This window comes from Pusillimonas sp. T2 (genome assembly GCF_002236805.1).
Lineage (GTDB): Bacteria > Pseudomonadota > Gammaproteobacteria > Burkholderiales > Burkholderiaceae_B > Neopusillimonas.
Window position 1 is genome coordinate 1 of sequence record NZ_NIQA01000020.1, and the last position, 16,350, is coordinate 16,350.

Annotated in this window: 12 protein-coding genes and 1 tRNA gene; all 13 read left to right on the plus strand. The window is 54.6% G+C overall.

Translation table 11 applies throughout. The features are described from left to right. Positions 1-135: 135 nt before the first annotated feature. The 13 genes from PuT2_RS15240 to fusA all read left to right on the plus strand — a co-directional run bounded on the left by PuT2_RS15240 (position 136) and on the right by fusA (position 16,261). Positions 136-211: transfer RNA gene (locus PuT2_RS15240), tRNA-Trp, on the plus strand. A 16-nt stretch (positions 212-227) separates the two neighbouring features. Continuing rightward, positions 228-608, plus strand: coding sequence for a preprotein translocase subunit SecE (gene secE, locus PuT2_RS15245; RefSeq protein WP_093971854.1), 381 nt, complete (start codon positions 228-230; stop codon positions 606-608). A 3-nt stretch (positions 609-611) separates the two neighbouring features. Further along, on the plus strand, positions 612-1,145 hold the full coding sequence (gene nusG / locus PuT2_RS15250) for a transcription termination/antitermination protein NusG (RefSeq protein ID WP_093971855.1): 534 nt from the start codon (positions 612-614) through the stop codon (positions 1,143-1,145). Between the two features lie 65 nt (positions 1,146-1,210). Continuing rightward, positions 1,211-1,642, plus strand: coding sequence for a 50S ribosomal protein L11 (rplK, locus tag PuT2_RS15255; protein WP_093971856.1), 432 nt, complete (start codon positions 1,211-1,213; stop codon positions 1,640-1,642). Positions 1,643-1,644: 2 nt separating this feature from the next. After that, positions 1,645-2,340, plus strand: coding sequence for a 50S ribosomal protein L1 (gene rplA / locus PuT2_RS15260; protein WP_093971857.1), 696 nt, complete (start codon positions 1,645-1,647; stop codon positions 2,338-2,340). Positions 2,341-2,586: 246 nt separating this feature from the next. Beyond that, entirely contained in the window at positions 2,587-3,111 is a 525-nt protein-coding gene (rplJ, locus tag PuT2_RS15265) for a 50S ribosomal protein L10 (protein WP_093971858.1), read from the plus strand. Between the two features lie 72 nt (positions 3,112-3,183). Continuing rightward, positions 3,184-3,561 carry a 50S ribosomal protein L7/L12 gene (gene rplL, locus PuT2_RS15270; RefSeq protein WP_093971859.1) on the plus strand — a complete coding sequence of 126 codons (378 nt, stop codon included), beginning with the start codon at positions 3,184-3,186 and terminating at the stop codon, positions 3,559-3,561. Between the two features lie 161 nt (positions 3,562-3,722). Then, positions 3,723-7,835 carry a DNA-directed RNA polymerase subunit beta gene (rpoB, locus tag PuT2_RS15275; protein ID WP_093971860.1) on the plus strand — a complete coding sequence of 1,371 codons (4,113 nt, stop codon included), beginning with the start codon at positions 3,723-3,725 and terminating at the stop codon, positions 7,833-7,835. After that, on the plus strand, positions 7,835-12,085 hold the full coding sequence (gene rpoC, locus PuT2_RS15280) for a DNA-directed RNA polymerase subunit beta' (protein WP_093971861.1): 4,251 nt from the start codon (positions 7,835-7,837) through the stop codon (positions 12,083-12,085). Before rpoB ends, rpoC begins: the two co-directional genes overlap by 1 nt. A gap of 97 nt (positions 12,086-12,182) precedes the next feature. Continuing rightward, entirely contained in the window at positions 12,183-12,863 is a 681-nt protein-coding gene (locus tag PuT2_RS15285; protein ID WP_254047033.1) for an isochorismatase family protein, read from the plus strand. 293 nt (positions 12,864-13,156) lie between these two features. After that, positions 13,157-13,537: a 30S ribosomal protein S12 gene (gene rpsL, locus PuT2_RS15290; RefSeq protein WP_093971862.1), complete on the plus strand. Its 381-nt coding sequence runs from the start codon at positions 13,157-13,159 to the stop codon at positions 13,535-13,537. Positions 13,538-13,672: 135 nt separating this feature from the next. After that, the gene (gene rpsG, locus PuT2_RS15295) at positions 13,673-14,143 is read left to right on the plus strand and encodes a 30S ribosomal protein S7 (protein WP_093971863.1); all 471 of its coding nucleotides are present in this window, start codon (positions 13,673-13,675) and stop codon (positions 14,141-14,143) included. Between the two features lie 15 nt (positions 14,144-14,158). Beyond that, a complete protein-coding gene (gene fusA, locus PuT2_RS15300; RefSeq protein ID WP_093971864.1) occupies positions 14,159-16,261 on the plus strand; it encodes an elongation factor G in 2,103 nt (700 codons plus the stop codon). The last annotated feature ends 89 nt before the right edge of the window (positions 16,262-16,350 follow it).

Below are 16,350 nucleotides of genomic sequence, written 5' to 3' on the forward strand. Positions count from 1 at the left end.
CCGTACCGTCGGCGCCGGTGTTGTTGCTAAAATTATTGCCTAAATTTTAGTAGTAGTATTTTGGCAGTCGGGTCATGCCTGCTGCCAGTATCGTTTAAGCGCTGCGGGCATTGGCCCGCACGTTTGACAGGGTTTAGGGGTATAGCTCAATTGGCAGAGCGTCGGTCTCCAAAACCGAAGGTTGTAGGTTCGATTCCTACTGCCCCTGCCAAACGCCACAAACTAATATGTCAAATACCAACGTAGAAACCGTAAGCAGCACACTGGACCGGGTCAAACTAACCCTGTCAGTACTTATCATTGTTGCCGGGATTGTTGCGTTTTCGGTACTTGACAACCAACCCACGGTAGTTCGTGTCGCCATCTTTATCGCCAGCCTGGTCATCGCTGCTTTTGTAGCATGGTCGTCCGAGCCCGGCCGTCGCACCATCAGCTTTGGTCGCGACTCCTACGGCGAGCTCAAGCGCGTAATTTGGCCAACCCGCAAAGAAGCCATGCAAATGACGGGCATTGTGTTCGCCTTTGTCACTGTCATGGGCATCATGCTGTGGGTTACCGACAAGATCCTGGGCTGGGCCATTTACGGCCTGCTGCTGGGCTGGAGGTAAAACGTGAGTAAACGCTGGTATGTCGTCCATGTCTATTCGGGCATGGAAAAAAGCGTCCATCGTGCGCTCGTTGAACGCATCGAGCGCGCAGGTCTTGAAGACAAGTTTGGTCGCATTCTCGTTCCCTCCGAAGAAGTTCTCGAGGTCAAAGGCGGTAAAAAGTCCATCACCGAGCGTCGTATTTTCCCAGGCTATGTCCTGGTCGAAATGGAGCTCACAGATGACACTTGGCACTTGGTGAAAAACACCAATCGTGTCACCGGCTTTTTAGGTGGTTCAGGTAACCGCCCTGCACCTATCTCCGAGCGCGAAGTCGAGAAAATTCTTTCACAAATGGAAGAAGGCGTCGAGAAGCCAAAACCAAAAATTCTGTTTGAAGTGGGCGAAATGGTCCGCGTCAAAGAAGGTCCGTTTGCCGACTTTAACGGCAACGTCGAAGAAGTTAACTACGAGAAAAGTAAGGTACGTGTGTCCGTCACTATTTTCGGGCGTGCAACACCTGTCGAACTCGATTTTGGTCAGGTCGAAAAGACCTGAGTTTTTAACCCCGGGGAGCCGTCTGTTTATGCAACAACGGCGTATGTACCCGCAAGGAGCTTAGCATGGCGAAAAAAATCGTCGGCTTTATCAAGCTGCAAATCCCAGCTGGTAAGGCTAACCCCTCACCCCCAGTCGGTCCCGCACTGGGTCAGCGCGGCCTGAACATCATGGAATTCTGCAAAGCGTTTAATGCGCAAACGCAGAACCTTGAACCCGGCCTGCCTATCCCCGTCGTAATTACTGCCTACGCCGACAAGAGCTTTACATTCATCATGAAGACGCCGCCTGCGGCCGTCCTCATCAAGAAAGCTTCTGGCGTTCAAAAAGGTTCCGCACGTCCTAACGCCGACAAAGTAGGCAAACTGACGCGCGAACAGGCTGAAGAAATTGCAAAAACCAAAATGCCTGACCTGACAGCAGCCGATCTCGACGCCGCTGTTCGTACTATCGCAGGTAGCGCCCGCAGTATGGGCATTACGGTTGAAGGGGTATAACCATGGCCAAACTTGGTAAACGCGCCGCCGCGATCAAGGCAAAAATCGATCGCACTAAGCTTTATGCCGTTAACGAAGCTCTGGCACTCGTCAAAGAAACAGCCACCGCCAAGTTCAACGAGTCAATCGACGTCGCCGTCCAACTCGGTATCGATCCTAAGAAATCCGACCAGCTCGTCCGTGGCTCGGTAGTTCTGCCCGCCGGCACTGGTAAAACAATGCGCGTCGCCGTTTTCGCCCAAGGCGAAAAAGCCGAAGCTGCAAAAGCAGCCGGCGCCGACATCGTCGGTATGGAAGACCTCGCAGACTCGATCAAAGCCGGTAACATCGACTTTGACGTTGTTATTGCTTCGCCCGACACGATGCGTATCGTTGGTGCCTTGGGTCAAGTGCTCGGTCCTCGCGGCCTGATGCCTAACCCTAAAGTTGGCACAGTTACGCCCGACGTTGCTCAAGCTGTTAAAAACGCCAAAGCAGGTCAGGTACAGTACCGTACCGACAAAGCCGGTATCATCCACGCAACAATTGGTCGCGCTTCCTTCGAAGTCGAGCAGCTGCAAACCAACTTGGCTGCACTGATCGACGCTCTGAACAAAGCACGTCCTGCAGCAGCTAAAGGCATTTATCTTCGCAAAGTTGCCGTCTCGTCCACGATGGGCGGCGGTGCTCGCGTCGAAATCGCCTCGCTGGCGGCTTAAGCGCCGACAGCAAAACAGAACTTTGGGCTGCACCCGGTTTCCCCGGGTGTTGCTGTCAAAGACCGCTGGAGCCCACGGCACGTTGTAATCGCTAAGGGCTTAATCGCAAACTGGTTCGTCCGGTTTGTATCCAGCGCAGACGGCGCCCATGGAAGAATTCTTGTTGTTTAAGAACTCGACCAGGAGCGCCGCATTCGGTAGACGCCCGGGACCGTCCCAGGTGTCATTAGATGGAGTGTTCAAACCGTGAGTCTCAATCGTAAAGAGAAAGCGGTAGTAATCGAAGAAGTCGCGGCTCAAGTAGCCAAAGCTCAATCGATTGTTACAGCAGAGTACCGTGGTCTGGACGTCGCTGCCGTCACCGTATTGCGCAAACAAGCGCGTGAGTCGGGTGTGTATCTGCGTGTTCTCAAAAACACGCTGGTTCGCCGCGCCGTCGCCGGTACGCCTTTCGAAGGCATGTCGGCAGGTCTTACTGGTCCCCTTATTTACGGTATCAGTACAGATCCAGTCGCGGCTGCAAAAGTACTCGCCAGTTTCGCTAAAACCAACGACAAGCTCGTTATCAAAGGTGGTTCGCTGCCCGATAACGTCCTGAGCGTCGATGGCGTTATGGCCTTGGCCACACTGCCGTCCCGCGACGAGCTGTTGGCGAAACTTATGGGTACCATGCAAGCCCCTGTCACGCAATTTGTGCGTACGCTCAACGAAGTTCCAACCAAATTCGTACGCGGCCTGGCGGCCGTTCGCGATCAAAAAGAAGCTGCGTAAGCTTTTTGGAATTTCGTCGAAAGACACAGCGATACCCAACCCTGGCATATATTTAAATTTGGAGTTCTAAAAATGGCATTGAGCAAAACAGAAATCCTTGACGCGGTTGCTAACCTGACCGTGCTCGAACTGTCCGAGCTGATCAAGGAAATGGAAGAAAAATTCGGCGTATCGGCTGCTGCAGCTGCTGTCGCTGTTGCTGCACCTGCAGCTGGTGGCGCTGCCGCCGCTGAAGAAAAAACTGAGTTCGACGTCGTCCTTGCTGACGTTGGCGCGAACAAAGTTGCAGTTATTAAAGCTGTCCGCGAAATCACCGGTCTGGGCCTGAAAGAAGCCAAAGATCTGGTTGACGGCGCTCCTAAGACAGTTAAAGAAGCTGCAGCCAAGGCTGACGCTGACGCCGCCAAAGCCAAGCTTGAAGAAGCTGGTGCTAAGGTCGAGCTCAAGTAATACTTGCTGCTCTTGCCCGGGTAGGTTTTGGCCTTCCCGGGCTTTTGCGTTTCCAGAAAACCCTTATTTGAGCGCCGTAATTGCTCTTAAGTAGGGTTCTCTAGAGTCGTAAACCAGGCCGTGGTTGACGGCCCATGTAACCCCCTCGAGTCGGAGTGCTCATGCCTTATTCGTATACCGAAAAAAAGCGCATACGTAAGAGCTTCGCCAAACGTGAGGACGTTCAAGACGTTCCCTACCTTCTGGCGACTCAACTGCAATCATTCTTAACATTTTTGCAAGCGGATACCCCCTCATCCCAGCGCAAAGATGAAGGCCTTCAGGCCGCCTTTACCTCCATTTTCCCCATCGTCAGCCACAATCAAATGGCACGCCTCGAGTTCGTCAGCTATGTGCTGGGCGAACCCGTCTTCGACGTTAAAGAGTGCCAGCTGCGTGGCCTGACCTATGCGTCGCCCCTGCGCGCCAAAGTACGTCTGGTCCTGATGGACCGCGAAGTCAGCAAGCCGACGATCAAAGAAGTCAAAGAACAAGAAGTCTACATGGGCGAAATTCCGCTCATGACCGACACGGGTTCGTTTGTGATCAATGGCACCGAGCGTGTCATCGTTTCGCAGCTGCACCGTTCGCCCGGCGTGTTCTTCGAGCACGATCGCGGTAAAACCCATAGTTCTGGCAAGTTGCTGTTCTCGGCACGGGTCATTCCTTACCGTGGTTCCTGGCTCGACTTCGAATTCGACCCCAAAGACGTTCTGTTCTTCCGCGTCGACCGTCGTCGCAAGATGCCCGTGTCTATCTTGCTGAAAGCCATTGGCATGACAGCCGAAGACATCCTGGCTTATTTCTTCGACTTCGACCGTTTCACTGTCAAGAGCGAAGGCGGTTTGCTCGATTTCGTTCCCGAGCGCTGGAAAGGCGAAGTTGCTCGTTTCGATATCACAGACCGTAGTGGCAAGGTCATTGTCGAGAAAGACAAACGCATCAACGTCAAGCACCTGCGCGAATTGCAGGCGGCTAACGTCGAGCACGTTTCGGTACCCGAAGACTTCTTCTACGGCCGTGTTCTGGCCAAGAACGTCATCAGCCCCGATACAGGCGAAGTCATTGCTAAAGCCAACGACGAAATCACTGAAACCATCATGGCCGACTTGCGTGCCGCGGGTATCAGCGAAATCGAAACGCTGTACATCAACGACCTTGACCGTGGTCCGTACATTTCGCAAACCCTGCGCACTGACGACACCGCCGATCAAATGGCTGCGCGCGTCGCCATCTACCGCATGATGCGTCCTGGCGAGCCGCCAACCGAAGAAGCTGTCGAAGCCTTGTTCCAGCGCTTGTTCTATAGCGAAGAAACCTACGACTTGTCGCGTGTTGGCCGTATGAAGGTCAACAGCCGACTGGGTCGTGGCGACGACAACACCGGTCCGCTCACCCTGACCAACGAAGACATCCTTGAAACTATCAAGGTGTTGGTCGAGCTGCGTAACGGCCGTGGGCAGATCGATGACATCGATCACTTGGGTAATCGTCGTGTGCGTTGTGTGGGCGAACTGGCCGAAAACCAGTTCCGTGCCGGTTTGGTACGTGTCGAGCGTGCGGTCAAAGAGCGTCTGGGCCAGGCCGAGACAGAAAACCTCATGCCGCACGACCTGATCAACTCGAAGCCTATTTCTGCGGCTATCAAAGAGTTCTTCGGCTCCAGCCAGCTGTCGCAGTTCATGGACCAAACCAACCCCTTGTCCGAAATCACGCACAAGCGTCGTGTTTCGGCATTGGGCCCCGGCGGTCTTACACGCGAACGCGCCGGCTTTGAAGTGCGCGACGTGCACCCCACGCACTATGGTCGCGTGTGCCCCATCGAGACACCTGAAGGCCCGAACATCGGTCTGATCAACTCGATGGCGTTGTACGCCCGCCTTAACGAATACGGCTTCCTCGAAACGCCCTATCGCAAAATTATCGATGGCAAGGTCTCCGATCAAATCGACTACTTGTCGGCTATCGAAGAAAGCAACTACGTCATTGCGCAGGCTAACGCCGAACTCGACCCCGAAGGCCGCTTCGTCAGCGATCTGGTCGCTTGCCGTCAGGCCGGCGAAACCATGCTGACGTCACCCGACAACGTTCACTACATGGACGTTGCGCCTTCGCAGATCGTGTCGGTCGCCGCGTCGCTTATTCCGTTCCTCGAGCACGACGACGCCAACCGCGCACTGATGGGCGCCAACATGCAGCGTCAGGCCGTCCCCTGCCTGCGTCCTGAAAAAACGTTGGTCGGTACCGGTATCGAGCGCACGGTTGCCGTCGACTCGGGTACAACCGTACAGGCCCTGCGTGGCGGTATCGTTGATCACGTCGATGCTGAGCGTGTCGTTATTCGCGTCAACGACGACGAAAACGTCGCCGGTGAAGTAGGTGTCGACATCTACAACCTCATCAAGTACACCCGTTCTAACCAGAACACCAACATCAACCAGCGCCCTATCGTCAAGCAAGGCGATCTCGTTGCGCGTGGTGACGTTCTGGCCGACGGCGCATCTACCGACCTGGGCGAATTGGCCTTGGGTCAGAACATGCTGATCGCGTTCATGCCCTGGAACGGCTACAACTTCGAAGACTCGATTCTGATCTCCGAAAAAGTGGTTGCTGACGATCGCTACACATCGATTCACATCGAAGAGCTGACCGTTGTCGCACGCGATACCAAGCTGGGTGCTGAAGAAATCACACGCGACATCAGCAACTTGCCCGAAATTCAATTGAATCGTCTTGACGATTCGGGCATTGTTCACATTGGTGCCGAAGTTCGCGCCGATGACGTGCTGGTGGGTAAGGTCACGCCTAAAGGCGAAACCCAACTCACGCCTGAAGAAAAACTGCTGCGCGCCATTTTCGGCGAGAAAGCGTCCGATGTTAAAGACACCTCGTTGCGTGTGCCCTCGGGTATGGTCGGTACGGTTATCGACGTCCAGGTATTCACGCGTGAAGGCATCGAGCGCGACAAGCGCGCCCAGTCGATTATCGACGACGAATTGCGCCGCTATCGTCAAGACCTGAATGACCAGCTGCGTATTGTCGAAAAAGACACGTTCGACCGTATCGAGAAATTCTTGGTTGGCAAAACCGTCAACGGCGGTCCGCGCAAGCTGGCCAAAGGCACGGTGCTTACTGCAGAATACCTGCATGATCTCGATCGTTGGCAGTGGTTCGACATCCGTCTGGCCGATGAGTCCGACGCGGTTGTCCTCGAACAAGCTAAAGAGTCGCTCGAGCAGAAGCGTCACCAATTCGACCTGGCCTTTGAAGAAAAGCGTAAAAAACTTACGCAAGGCGACGAGCTGCCACCCGGTGTACTGAAGATGATCAAGGTTTACCTTGCCGTCAAACGTCGCCTGCAGCCTGGCGACAAGATGGCCGGTCGTCACGGTAACAAAGGTGTTGTCTCGCGCATCACCCCCGTCGAAGACATGCCGCACATGGCCGACGGCACCCCCGCAGACATCGTGCTGAACCCGCTGGGCGTACCTTCGCGTATGAACGTGGGTCAGGTGCTTGAGGTTCACTTGGGTTGGGCGGCGAAAGGTCTTGGACATCGTATTGCCGAAATGCTCGATGCCGAGAAATCCGCTCAAGCTAAAGATATCCGCGCGTTCCTCGAAAAGGTCTACAACTCGACAGGCGCATCGGCTAACCTCGATGAGCTGACCGATGACGAAATCGTCGAAATGGCGCGTAACCTGAAGAATGGTGTGCCGTTGGCAACACCGGTATTCGACGGTGCCACCGAAGAAGAAATCGCCAAGATGCTCGAACTGGCCTATCCGGACGATATCGCCGAGAACCTGAAGCTGGCGTCTAACCGTACGCAAGCCTGGCTGACCGACGGCCGCACCGGCGAACAATTCGAACGTCCTGTCACTGTTGGGTACATGCACTATCTCAAGCTGCACCACTTGGTTGACGACAAGATGCACGCACGTTCTACCGGCCCGTACTCTCTGGTCACGCAACAGCCGTTGGGCGGTAAAGCCCAGTTCGGTGGTCAGCGTTTCGGTGAGATGGAGGTCTGGGCGCTTGAAGCTTATGGCGCCTCGTACACGCTGCAAGAAATGCTCACCGTCAAGTCCGATGACATCACAGGCCGTACTAAGGTCTACGAGAACATCGTCAAGGGTGATCACGTCATCGACGCAGGCATGCCAGAGTCGTTCAACGTTCTGGTCAAAGAAATTCGATCTTTGTCGCTGGACATGGATTTGGAGCGTAACTAATGAAAGCGCTACTCGACCTATTTAAACAAGTCTCGCAAGACGAGCAATTCGACGCCATCAAAATCGGCATTGCATCGCCCGAGAAGGTGCGTTCGTGGTCTTACGGCGAAGTCCGTAAACCCGAAACCATCAACTACCGGACGTTCAAGCCCGAGCGTGACGGTTTGTTCTGCGCCAAGATTTTTGGTCCCATCAAAGACTACGAATGCTTGTGCGGTAAATACAAACGCCTGAAGCATCGCGGCGTCATTTGCGAAAAGTGCGGCGTCGAAGTCACCGTCGCCAAAGTGCGTCGCGAGCGCATGGGCCACATCGAACTGGCCAGCCCGGTTGCGCACATCTGGTTCCTGAAGAGCCTGCCGTCGCGTTTGGGCATGGTCCTCGACATGACCCTGCGCGATATCGAACGTGTGTTGTACTTCGAAGCATGGTGCGTTATCGAACCCGGCATGACACCGCTCAAGCGCGGTCAGATCATGTCCGACGACGACTACCTGGCTAAAACAGAAGAGTACGGCGACGACTTCCATGCCCTGATGGGTGCTGAAGCTGTTCGCGAATTACTTCGCACTATCGACATCGATCGTGAGGTCGATACCTTGCGTGCCGAACTGAAAGCAACCAGTTCCGATGCCAAAATCAAAAAAATCTCGAAGCGCCTTAAAGTGATCGAAGGTTTCCAGAAATCGGGGATCAAACCCGACTGGATGATCATGGAAGTGCTGCCGGTATTGCCGCCCGATTTGCGCCCGCTGGTGCCGCTCGACGGCGGTCGCTTCGCGACCTCCGACCTGAACGATCTTTATCGTCGCGTCATCAACCGTAACAACCGCCTCAAGCGCCTGCTCGAACTGAAAGCGCCCGACATCATTTTGCGCAACGAAAAACGTATGCTGCAAGAGTCTGTCGACTCGCTGCTCGATAACGGCCGTCGCGGTAAAGCCATGACTGGCGCCAACAAGCGTCAGCTCAAGTCGCTGGCCGACATGATCAAAGGCAAGAGCGGTCGTTTCCGTCAGAACTTGCTCGGTAAGCGTGTCGACTACTCGGGTCGTTCGGTGATTGTGGTGGGCCCGCAACTCAAGCTGCATCAGTGTGGTTTGCCCAAGCTGATGGCGCTCGAGCTGTTTAAGCCTTTCATTTTCAATCGCCTCGAAATGATGGGTTTGGCAACAACCATCAAGGCGGCGAAGAAGCTGGTCGAAAGCCAGGAACCTGTCGTATGGGATATTCTCGAAGAAGTCATTCGTGAACACCCCGTCATGCTCAACCGTGCGCCTACGCTGCACCGTTTGGGTATTCAGGCGTTCGAGCCTGTACTGATTGAAGGTAAGGCCATTCAGTTGCACCCGCTGGTTTGCGCGGCGTTCAACGCCGACTTCGACGGTGACCAGATGGCCGTTCACGTGCCGCTGTCGCTCGAAGCTCAGCTCGAAGCCCGTACACTCATGCTGGCCTCGAACAACGTATTGTTCCCTGCCAACGGCGAGCCGTCCATCGTACCGTCGCAAGATATCGTGTTGGGTCTGTATTACACGACGCGTGAACGTATCAATGGCAAGGGCGAAGGCATGTTCTTCGCCGATGTCAGCGAAGTGCAACGTGCTTACGACAATGGTGAGGTCGAGCTTCAAACGCGTATTACCGTGCGTCTTTACGAATACGAAAAAGATGCCACAGGTGAGTTCACGCCCGTGCTGAAGCGCCACGAAACCACCGTGGGACGCGCCTTGTTGTCTGAAATTCTCCCGAAAGGCCTGCCGTTCACCTCCCTGAACCGCGCGCTGAAGAAGAAAGAGATTTCGCGTCTCATTAACCAGTCGTTCCGTCGTTGCGGCTTGCGTGCTACGGTAATTTTTGCCGACAAACTCATGCAGTCCGGCTTCCGCCTGGCAACCCGTGGCGGTATTTCTATCGCCATGAACGACATGGTCATCCCGACCGTCAAAGAAGAGATCCTGGCGCAGGCCAGCTCTGAAGTCAAAGACATCGATAAGCAGTACTCGTCGGGTCTAGTGACCGCGCAAGAGCGTTACAACAACGTGGTCGACATCTGGGGCAAGGCCGGCGACAAGGTCGGCAAAGCCATGATGGAACAGCTCGCAACCGAGCCGGTCATCGACCGTCACGGTAACGAAGTGCGCCAGGAATCGTTCAACTCCATCTACATGATGGCTGACTCCGGTGCGCGGGGTTCCGCAGCCCAGATTCGTCAGTTGGCCGGTATGCGTGGCCTGATGGCCAAGCCCGACGGTTCGATTATCGAAACGCCGATTACAGCCAACTTCCGCGAAGGCCTGAACGTACTGCAGTATTTCATTTCAACGCACGGTGCACGTAAAGGTCTGGCCGACACAGCGCTTAAAACCGCTAACTCGGGTTACCTGACCCGCCGTCTGGTCGACGTGACCCAAGATCTGGTCATCACAGAAACCGATTGCGGTACCACCAGTGGTTACACCATGAAGGCTTTGGTCGAGGGTGGTGAGGTTATTGAACCCCTGCGCGAGCGTATTCTGGGTCGTGTTGCGGCTGCCGATATTGTCAACCCCGACACCCAAGAAACGGCGATTCCTGCCGGTACCTTGCTCGACGAAGACCTGGTCGAAATGATCGACAGCCTGGGTGTCGACGAAGTCAAGATTCGTACACCGCTAACCTGCGAAACTCGTCGCGGCCTTTGCGCACACTGCTATGGTCGAGACTTGGGTCGCGGCAGCTTGGTCAACCGCGGCGAAGCCGTCGGTGTTATTGCAGCGCAGTCTATCGGTGAACCCGGTACACAGCTGACGATGCGTACCTTCCACATTGGTGGTGCGGCATCGCGCGCAGCCATGGCCAGCTCGGTCGAGACCAAAGCCGCCGGTACGGTCTCGTTTGGCGTGTCAATGCGCTACGTCACCAACGCCAAAGGCGAACGTGTCGCGATTTCCCGTTCGGGCGAAATCCTGATTTTTGACGACAACCGTCGTGAGCGCGAACGTCACAAGATTCCTTATGGCGCTACGCTGGTGGTTGCCGACGGTGCCGAAGTCAAGGCTGGCGAGCGTCTGGCCACCTGGGATCCGCTGACCCGTCCGATCATCTCCGAGTACGCCGGTTCGGTGCGCTTCGAGAATATCGAAGAAGGTGCTACGGTTGCCAAGCAGGTAGACGAAGTCACGGGCTTGTCGACGCTGGTTGTCATCACGCCGAAAACGCGTGGCGGCAAGACCATGATGCGTCCGCAGATCAAGCTGCTGAACGAAGCCGGCGACGAAATCAAAATCGCAGGTACCGATCATTCGGTCAATATTTCGTTCCCGGTCGGCGCTCTGATCACGGTTCGCGATGGCCAGCAGGTTAGTGTGGGTGAAGTTCTTGCGCGTATTCCCCAAGAATCGCAGAAGACCCGCGACATTACCGGTGGTCTGCCCCGTGTGGCTGAACTGTTCGAAGCCCGTTCACCCAAAGATGCTGGTATGTTGGCCGACATCACTGGTACGGTCTCGTTCGGTAAAGACACCAAGGGCAAGCAACGTCTGGTCATTACCGACATGGACGGCGTCAGCCACGAGTTCCTGATTCCAAAAGAAAAACAGGTGCTGGTGCACGACGGCCAGGTCGTTAACAAAGGCGAAATGATTGTTGATGGTCCGTCCGATCCGCACGACATTCTGCGTCTGCAAGGCATCGAGCGTTTGGCCACATACATCGTGAACGAAGTGCAGGACGTTTACCGTTTGCAGGGCGTAAAGATCAACGACAAGCACATCGAAGTGATTGTTCGCCAGATGTTGCGTCGTGTGAACATCGTTGACTCAGGCGATACCAGCTTCATCAACGGCGAACAGGTCGAGCGTTCCGAACTGCTTAACGAAAACGATCGCATGGAAGCCGACGGCAAGATCCCCGCGACATACGACAACGTATTGCTGGGTATTACCAAGGCCTCGCTGTCGACCGATTCGTTCATTTCTGCGGCGTCCTTCCAGGAAACCACCCGCGTGCTTACCGAGGCTGCCATTATGGGCAAGCGCGACGAGCTGCGTGGCCTGAAAGAAAACGTCATTGTGGGTCGTCTGATTCCTGCCGGTACCGGCATGTCCTACCACATGGCGCGTAAAGCCAAAGAGAAGCACGAAGAGGCTGAACGCCAGGCCGCTCGTGTGATGGCCAACCCGTTTGAAGATGCACCGGTCACGGTAGAGTCCGCTCCTGAAGCTGACAGCGTCGACAACAACGAAGTGCAAGACGGTAACGAAGAATAAGTTGCCGTTGCAAGCCGGGGTCGTGTACCCCGGCAAGTAAACTACCTAACCCTGCCGGCGCAAGCCGGTAGGGTTTTTTTCACAAGGAGACAAGCTCGTGCATCAAATTGATATTCGCCCCGAAATTATCGAACGCGTCATGAAAAGACGCGGCCGCATTCACATGCATCCAAGCATCGACCCAGCTAAAACCGCGCTGGTCGTTATCGATATGCAAAACACTTTTTGCGCCGAAGGTAGCCCGGCGGAAGTTGCGGCGTCGCGGGGTATTGTTCCCAATTTGAACGCGTTAACGCCAAAATTGCGTGAGCTTGGTGTGCCTGTGATCTGGGTGTTGCATGCCAACGAATCGTATGGCGAATATTCCGACTGGGATATGTTTTACAACCATATTGTTGCCGGTGACATTCGTGAGCGTACGCTGCAGGCCAATGCACCTACGAATCAGGCCGTGTACACCGAGCTTCAAACCAAAGAAGGCGACATTACGATCGTCAAGAATCGATACAGCGCACTTATTCCGGGCTCGTCGTCACTAGAGCGTGTTTTGCGCAGTCGTGGCATTGACACAATTCTGATTGCAGGCACCAAAACCAACGTGTGCTGCGAATCAACAGCACGAGACGCCATGATGCTCGACTTCAAGGTCGTCATGTTGTCCGATTGTTGCGCTTCATTGTCCGACGAAGAGCACCGAAGTGCCCTTGAAAACATCGTTCAGCAGTTCGGTAACGTCGTTGATTCAAAAGAGTTGTTTACGTTGTTTGCGCGCACGTAAGCCATACCTGTGCATATTGACGTTTTCCCTAAGCTTGTGCTACAGTGGCAAGCTATCCGGAAAATTTGCCTAGCCTTGGCGCGCCAGTAATATTTTATTTGTCAAGGCCTGTGCATCGGCAGTCCGGGTACTGCAAGACCCGCTCTTTTACGTTTGTGTATGCGTTGGGGCGGTTTTGTATAAACCGCCCTTGATTTTTTGGGCGCTGCCAAATATCGCATCAAAGCGGCCTGCCGCTTTGAGATTCACAACGTAAATCGTACGCAAGTACATCAAAAGGACGCGTTAAGGTCATGCCAACCATTAGCCAACTCGTGCGTAAACCGCGCGAAGCCACTCGCGCCAAGAGCAAGAGCCCTGCTCTTGAAAACTGCCCCCAGCGCCGTGGCGTGTGCACTCGTGTGTACACCACAACCCCTAAAAAACCTAACTCGGCTTTGCGTAAAGTCGCCAAGGTACGTCTTACCAACGGTTTCGAAGTCATTTCGTATATCGGCGGTGAAGGTCACAACCTGCAAGAACACTCGGTCGTTCTGGTGCGTGGTGGTCGTGTAAAAGACTTGCCTGGTGTGCGTTACCACATCGTCCGTGGTTCGCTCGACCTGCAAGGCGTTAAAGACCGCAAGCAGGCTCGCTCGAAATACGGCGCCAAGCGCCCCAAAGCTGGTAAGTAAATTATTGGCCACATCGTTGGCCCACTCAGTGCAGCTGTGGCAACCATGCCATGGCATGTAAGTGGTCATTTTGAATAAATGGCCAGGGCCGTGCAAAGGCACGGTACAACTGAACTGTCACAAGGAAATATTAAAATGCCTCGTCGTCGCGAAGTACCCAAACGTGAGATTCTGCCCGATCCTAAATTCGGTAGCGTAGAGCTCGCCAAGTTCATGAACGTTGTTATGTTGTCCGGTAAAAAAGCCGTCGCCGAACGTATTATTTACGGCGCGCTTGACCAGATTCAGGCCAAAACTGGCAAAGAGCCTATCGAGGTCTTCAATACCGCCATCAACAACATCAAGCCTATCGTCGAAGTAAAAAGCCGCCGTGTCGGTGGCGCGAACTATCAGGTTCCAGTTGAAGTGCGCCCTGTGCGCCGCCTGGCACTGGCCATGCGCTGGTTGCGTGAAGCAGCCAAAAAGCGTGGTGAAAAATCGATGGATCTGCGCCTGGCCGGCGAATTGCTCGACGCTTCCGAAGGTCGTGGCGCCGCAATGAAGAAACGCGAAGACACGCACAAAATGGCCGAGGCTAACAAAGCCTTTAGCCATTTCCGTTGGTAATCAAAGGACACACAAATGGCCCGTAAAACCCCAATCCAGCGCTACCGTAACATCGGTATCTCTGCACACATCGACGCTGGTAAAACCACTACCAGCGAACGCATTCTGTTCTATACAGGCGTCAGCCACAAAATCGGCGAGGTGCACGACGGCGCCGCAACGATGGACTGGATGGAGCAAGAGCAGGAACGCGGTATTACCATTACCTCGGCCGCAACAACGGCCTTCTGGAGTGGTATGGGCAACAACTACCCCGAGCACCGTATTAACGTTATCGACACCCCGGGCCACGTTGACTTCACTATTGAAGTAGAACGTTCCATGCGTGTGCTCGACGGCGCCTGCATGGTGTATTGCGCGGTGGGCGGCGTTCAGCCTCAGTCCGAAACGGTATGGCGTCAGGCTAACAAGTACGGTGTACCCCGTCTTGCCTTCGTCAACAAAATGGACCGCACCGGCGCAAACTTCTTCAAGGTTTACGACCACCTCAAAACACGTCTGAAAGCTAATCCCGTGCCTATCGTGGTACCTATTGGCGCCGAAGACGAGTTCAAGGGTGTTGTTGACCTGATCAAAATGAAGGGCATCATCTGGGATGAGGCCAGCCAGGGCATGAAGTTCGAGTACATCGACATTCCCGCCGATCTCGTTGAAATCTCCAACGAGTGGCGCGAGAAGCTGGTTGAGTCGGCTGCTGAAGCCAACGAAGACCTGATGAACAAGTATCTCGAAACCGGTGAGCTGACCGAAGAAGAGATTCAGAAAGGTTTGCGTCTGCGTACTATCGCTTGCGAAATCCAGCCCATGTTGTGCGGTACGGCCTTCAAAAACAAAGGCGTTCAGCGCATGCTCGACGCTGTTATTGATTACCTGCCATCGCCTGTCGACATTCCTCCGGTCGAAGGTCAAGACGACGACGGTAATGCCGTCACCCGTCCTGCCGACGACAAGGCCCCGATGTCCGCCTTGGCGTTCAAGCTCATGACCGATCCGTTCGTTGGTCAGCTGACCTTTATCCGTGTGTACTCGGGGATCCTTAACTCGGGTGACACCGTATTCAACTCGGTTAAAGGCAAAAAAGAGCGTATCGGTCGTATCTTGCAGATGCACTCCAACAACCGTTCTGAAATCAAAGAAGTGGTTGCAGGCGACATCGCTGCGGTCGTAGGTCTGAAAGACGTTACTACTGGCGAAACCTTGTGCGATATCGACAATCATGTCGTTCTCGAGCGCATGGAGTTCCCAGAGCCCGTTATTTCGCAGGCCGTCGAACCCAAAACCAAAGCCGACCAGGAAAAAATGGGTCTGGCCCTGTCGCGTCTGGCCCAAGAAGATCCTTCGTTCCGTGTTCGCACAGACGAAGAATCGGGTCAAACCATTATTTCGGGTATGGGCGAGCTGCACCTCGACATCATCGTCGACCGCCTCAAGCGCGAGTTTGGTGTTGAAGCCAACGTTGGTAAGCCTCAGGTGGCCTACCGCGAAACGATTCGCAAAACCTGCGACGAAATCGAAGGTAAATTCGTCAAGCAGTCGGGTGGTCGTGGTCAGTACGGTCACGTTGTCCTCAAGCTCGAGCCCCTGCCTCCTGGCGGTGGTTACGAGTTCGTCGACGCCATCAAGGGCGGTGTGGTTCCTCGCGAATACATCCCCGCAGTCGATCGCGGTATTCAAGAAACCCTGCCTGCAGGTGTTATCGCGGGTTACCCGGTCGTCGACGTCAAAGTCACGTTGTTCTTCGGTTCGTACCACGACGTTGACTCGAACGAAAACGCTTTCCGTATGGCAGCGTCGATGGCGTTCAAAGACGGTATGCGCAAGGCCAGCCCAGTGCTGCTCGAGCCCATGATGGCTGTCGAAGTCGAAACACCCGAAGACTATGCTGGTACGGTAATGGGCGACTTGTCCTCACGCCGCGGTATGGTTCAGGGCATGGACGACATGGTCGGCGGTGGCAAGATTATCAAGGCTGAAGTACCCCTGGCCGAGATGTTTGGTTATGCAACCAGTTTGCGTTCGCAAACCCAGGGTCGCGCAACCTACACGATGGAGTTCAAGCACTACGCTGAAGCTCCAAAGAACGTTGCTGACGAAGTCGTTAGCGCGCGCAGCAAGTAATGCAGTCCCTGCCCACATGTTGTGGGCAGGATAAATTTTTTGTTTCCTTGAATACTCATAGGATAAGACATGGCAAAAGGTAAGTTTGA

Coding starts and splice junctions, on each gene's coding strand:
- rplA (WP_093971857.1), top strand. CDS start 1,645: ATGGCCAAACTTGGTAAACGCGCCGCCGCGATCAAGGCAAAAATCGAT.
- rpoC (WP_093971861.1), top strand. CDS start 7,835: ATGAAAGCGCTACTCGACCTATTTAAACAAGTCTCGCAAGACGAGCAA.
- secE (WP_093971854.1), top strand. CDS start 228: ATGTCAAATACCAACGTAGAAACCGTAAGCAGCACACTGGACCGGGTC.
- rpoB (WP_093971860.1), top strand. CDS start 3,723: ATGCCTTATTCGTATACCGAAAAAAAGCGCATACGTAAGAGCTTCGCC.
- fusA (WP_093971864.1), top strand. CDS start 14,159: ATGGCCCGTAAAACCCCAATCCAGCGCTACCGTAACATCGGTATCTCT.
- rpsG (WP_093971863.1), top strand. CDS start 13,673: ATGCCTCGTCGTCGCGAAGTACCCAAACGTGAGATTCTGCCCGATCCT.
- rplK (WP_093971856.1), top strand. CDS start 1,211: ATGGCGAAAAAAATCGTCGGCTTTATCAAGCTGCAAATCCCAGCTGGT.
- rpsL (WP_093971862.1), top strand. CDS start 13,157: ATGCCAACCATTAGCCAACTCGTGCGTAAACCGCGCGAAGCCACTCGC.
- rplL (WP_093971859.1), top strand. CDS start 3,184: ATGGCATTGAGCAAAACAGAAATCCTTGACGCGGTTGCTAACCTGACC.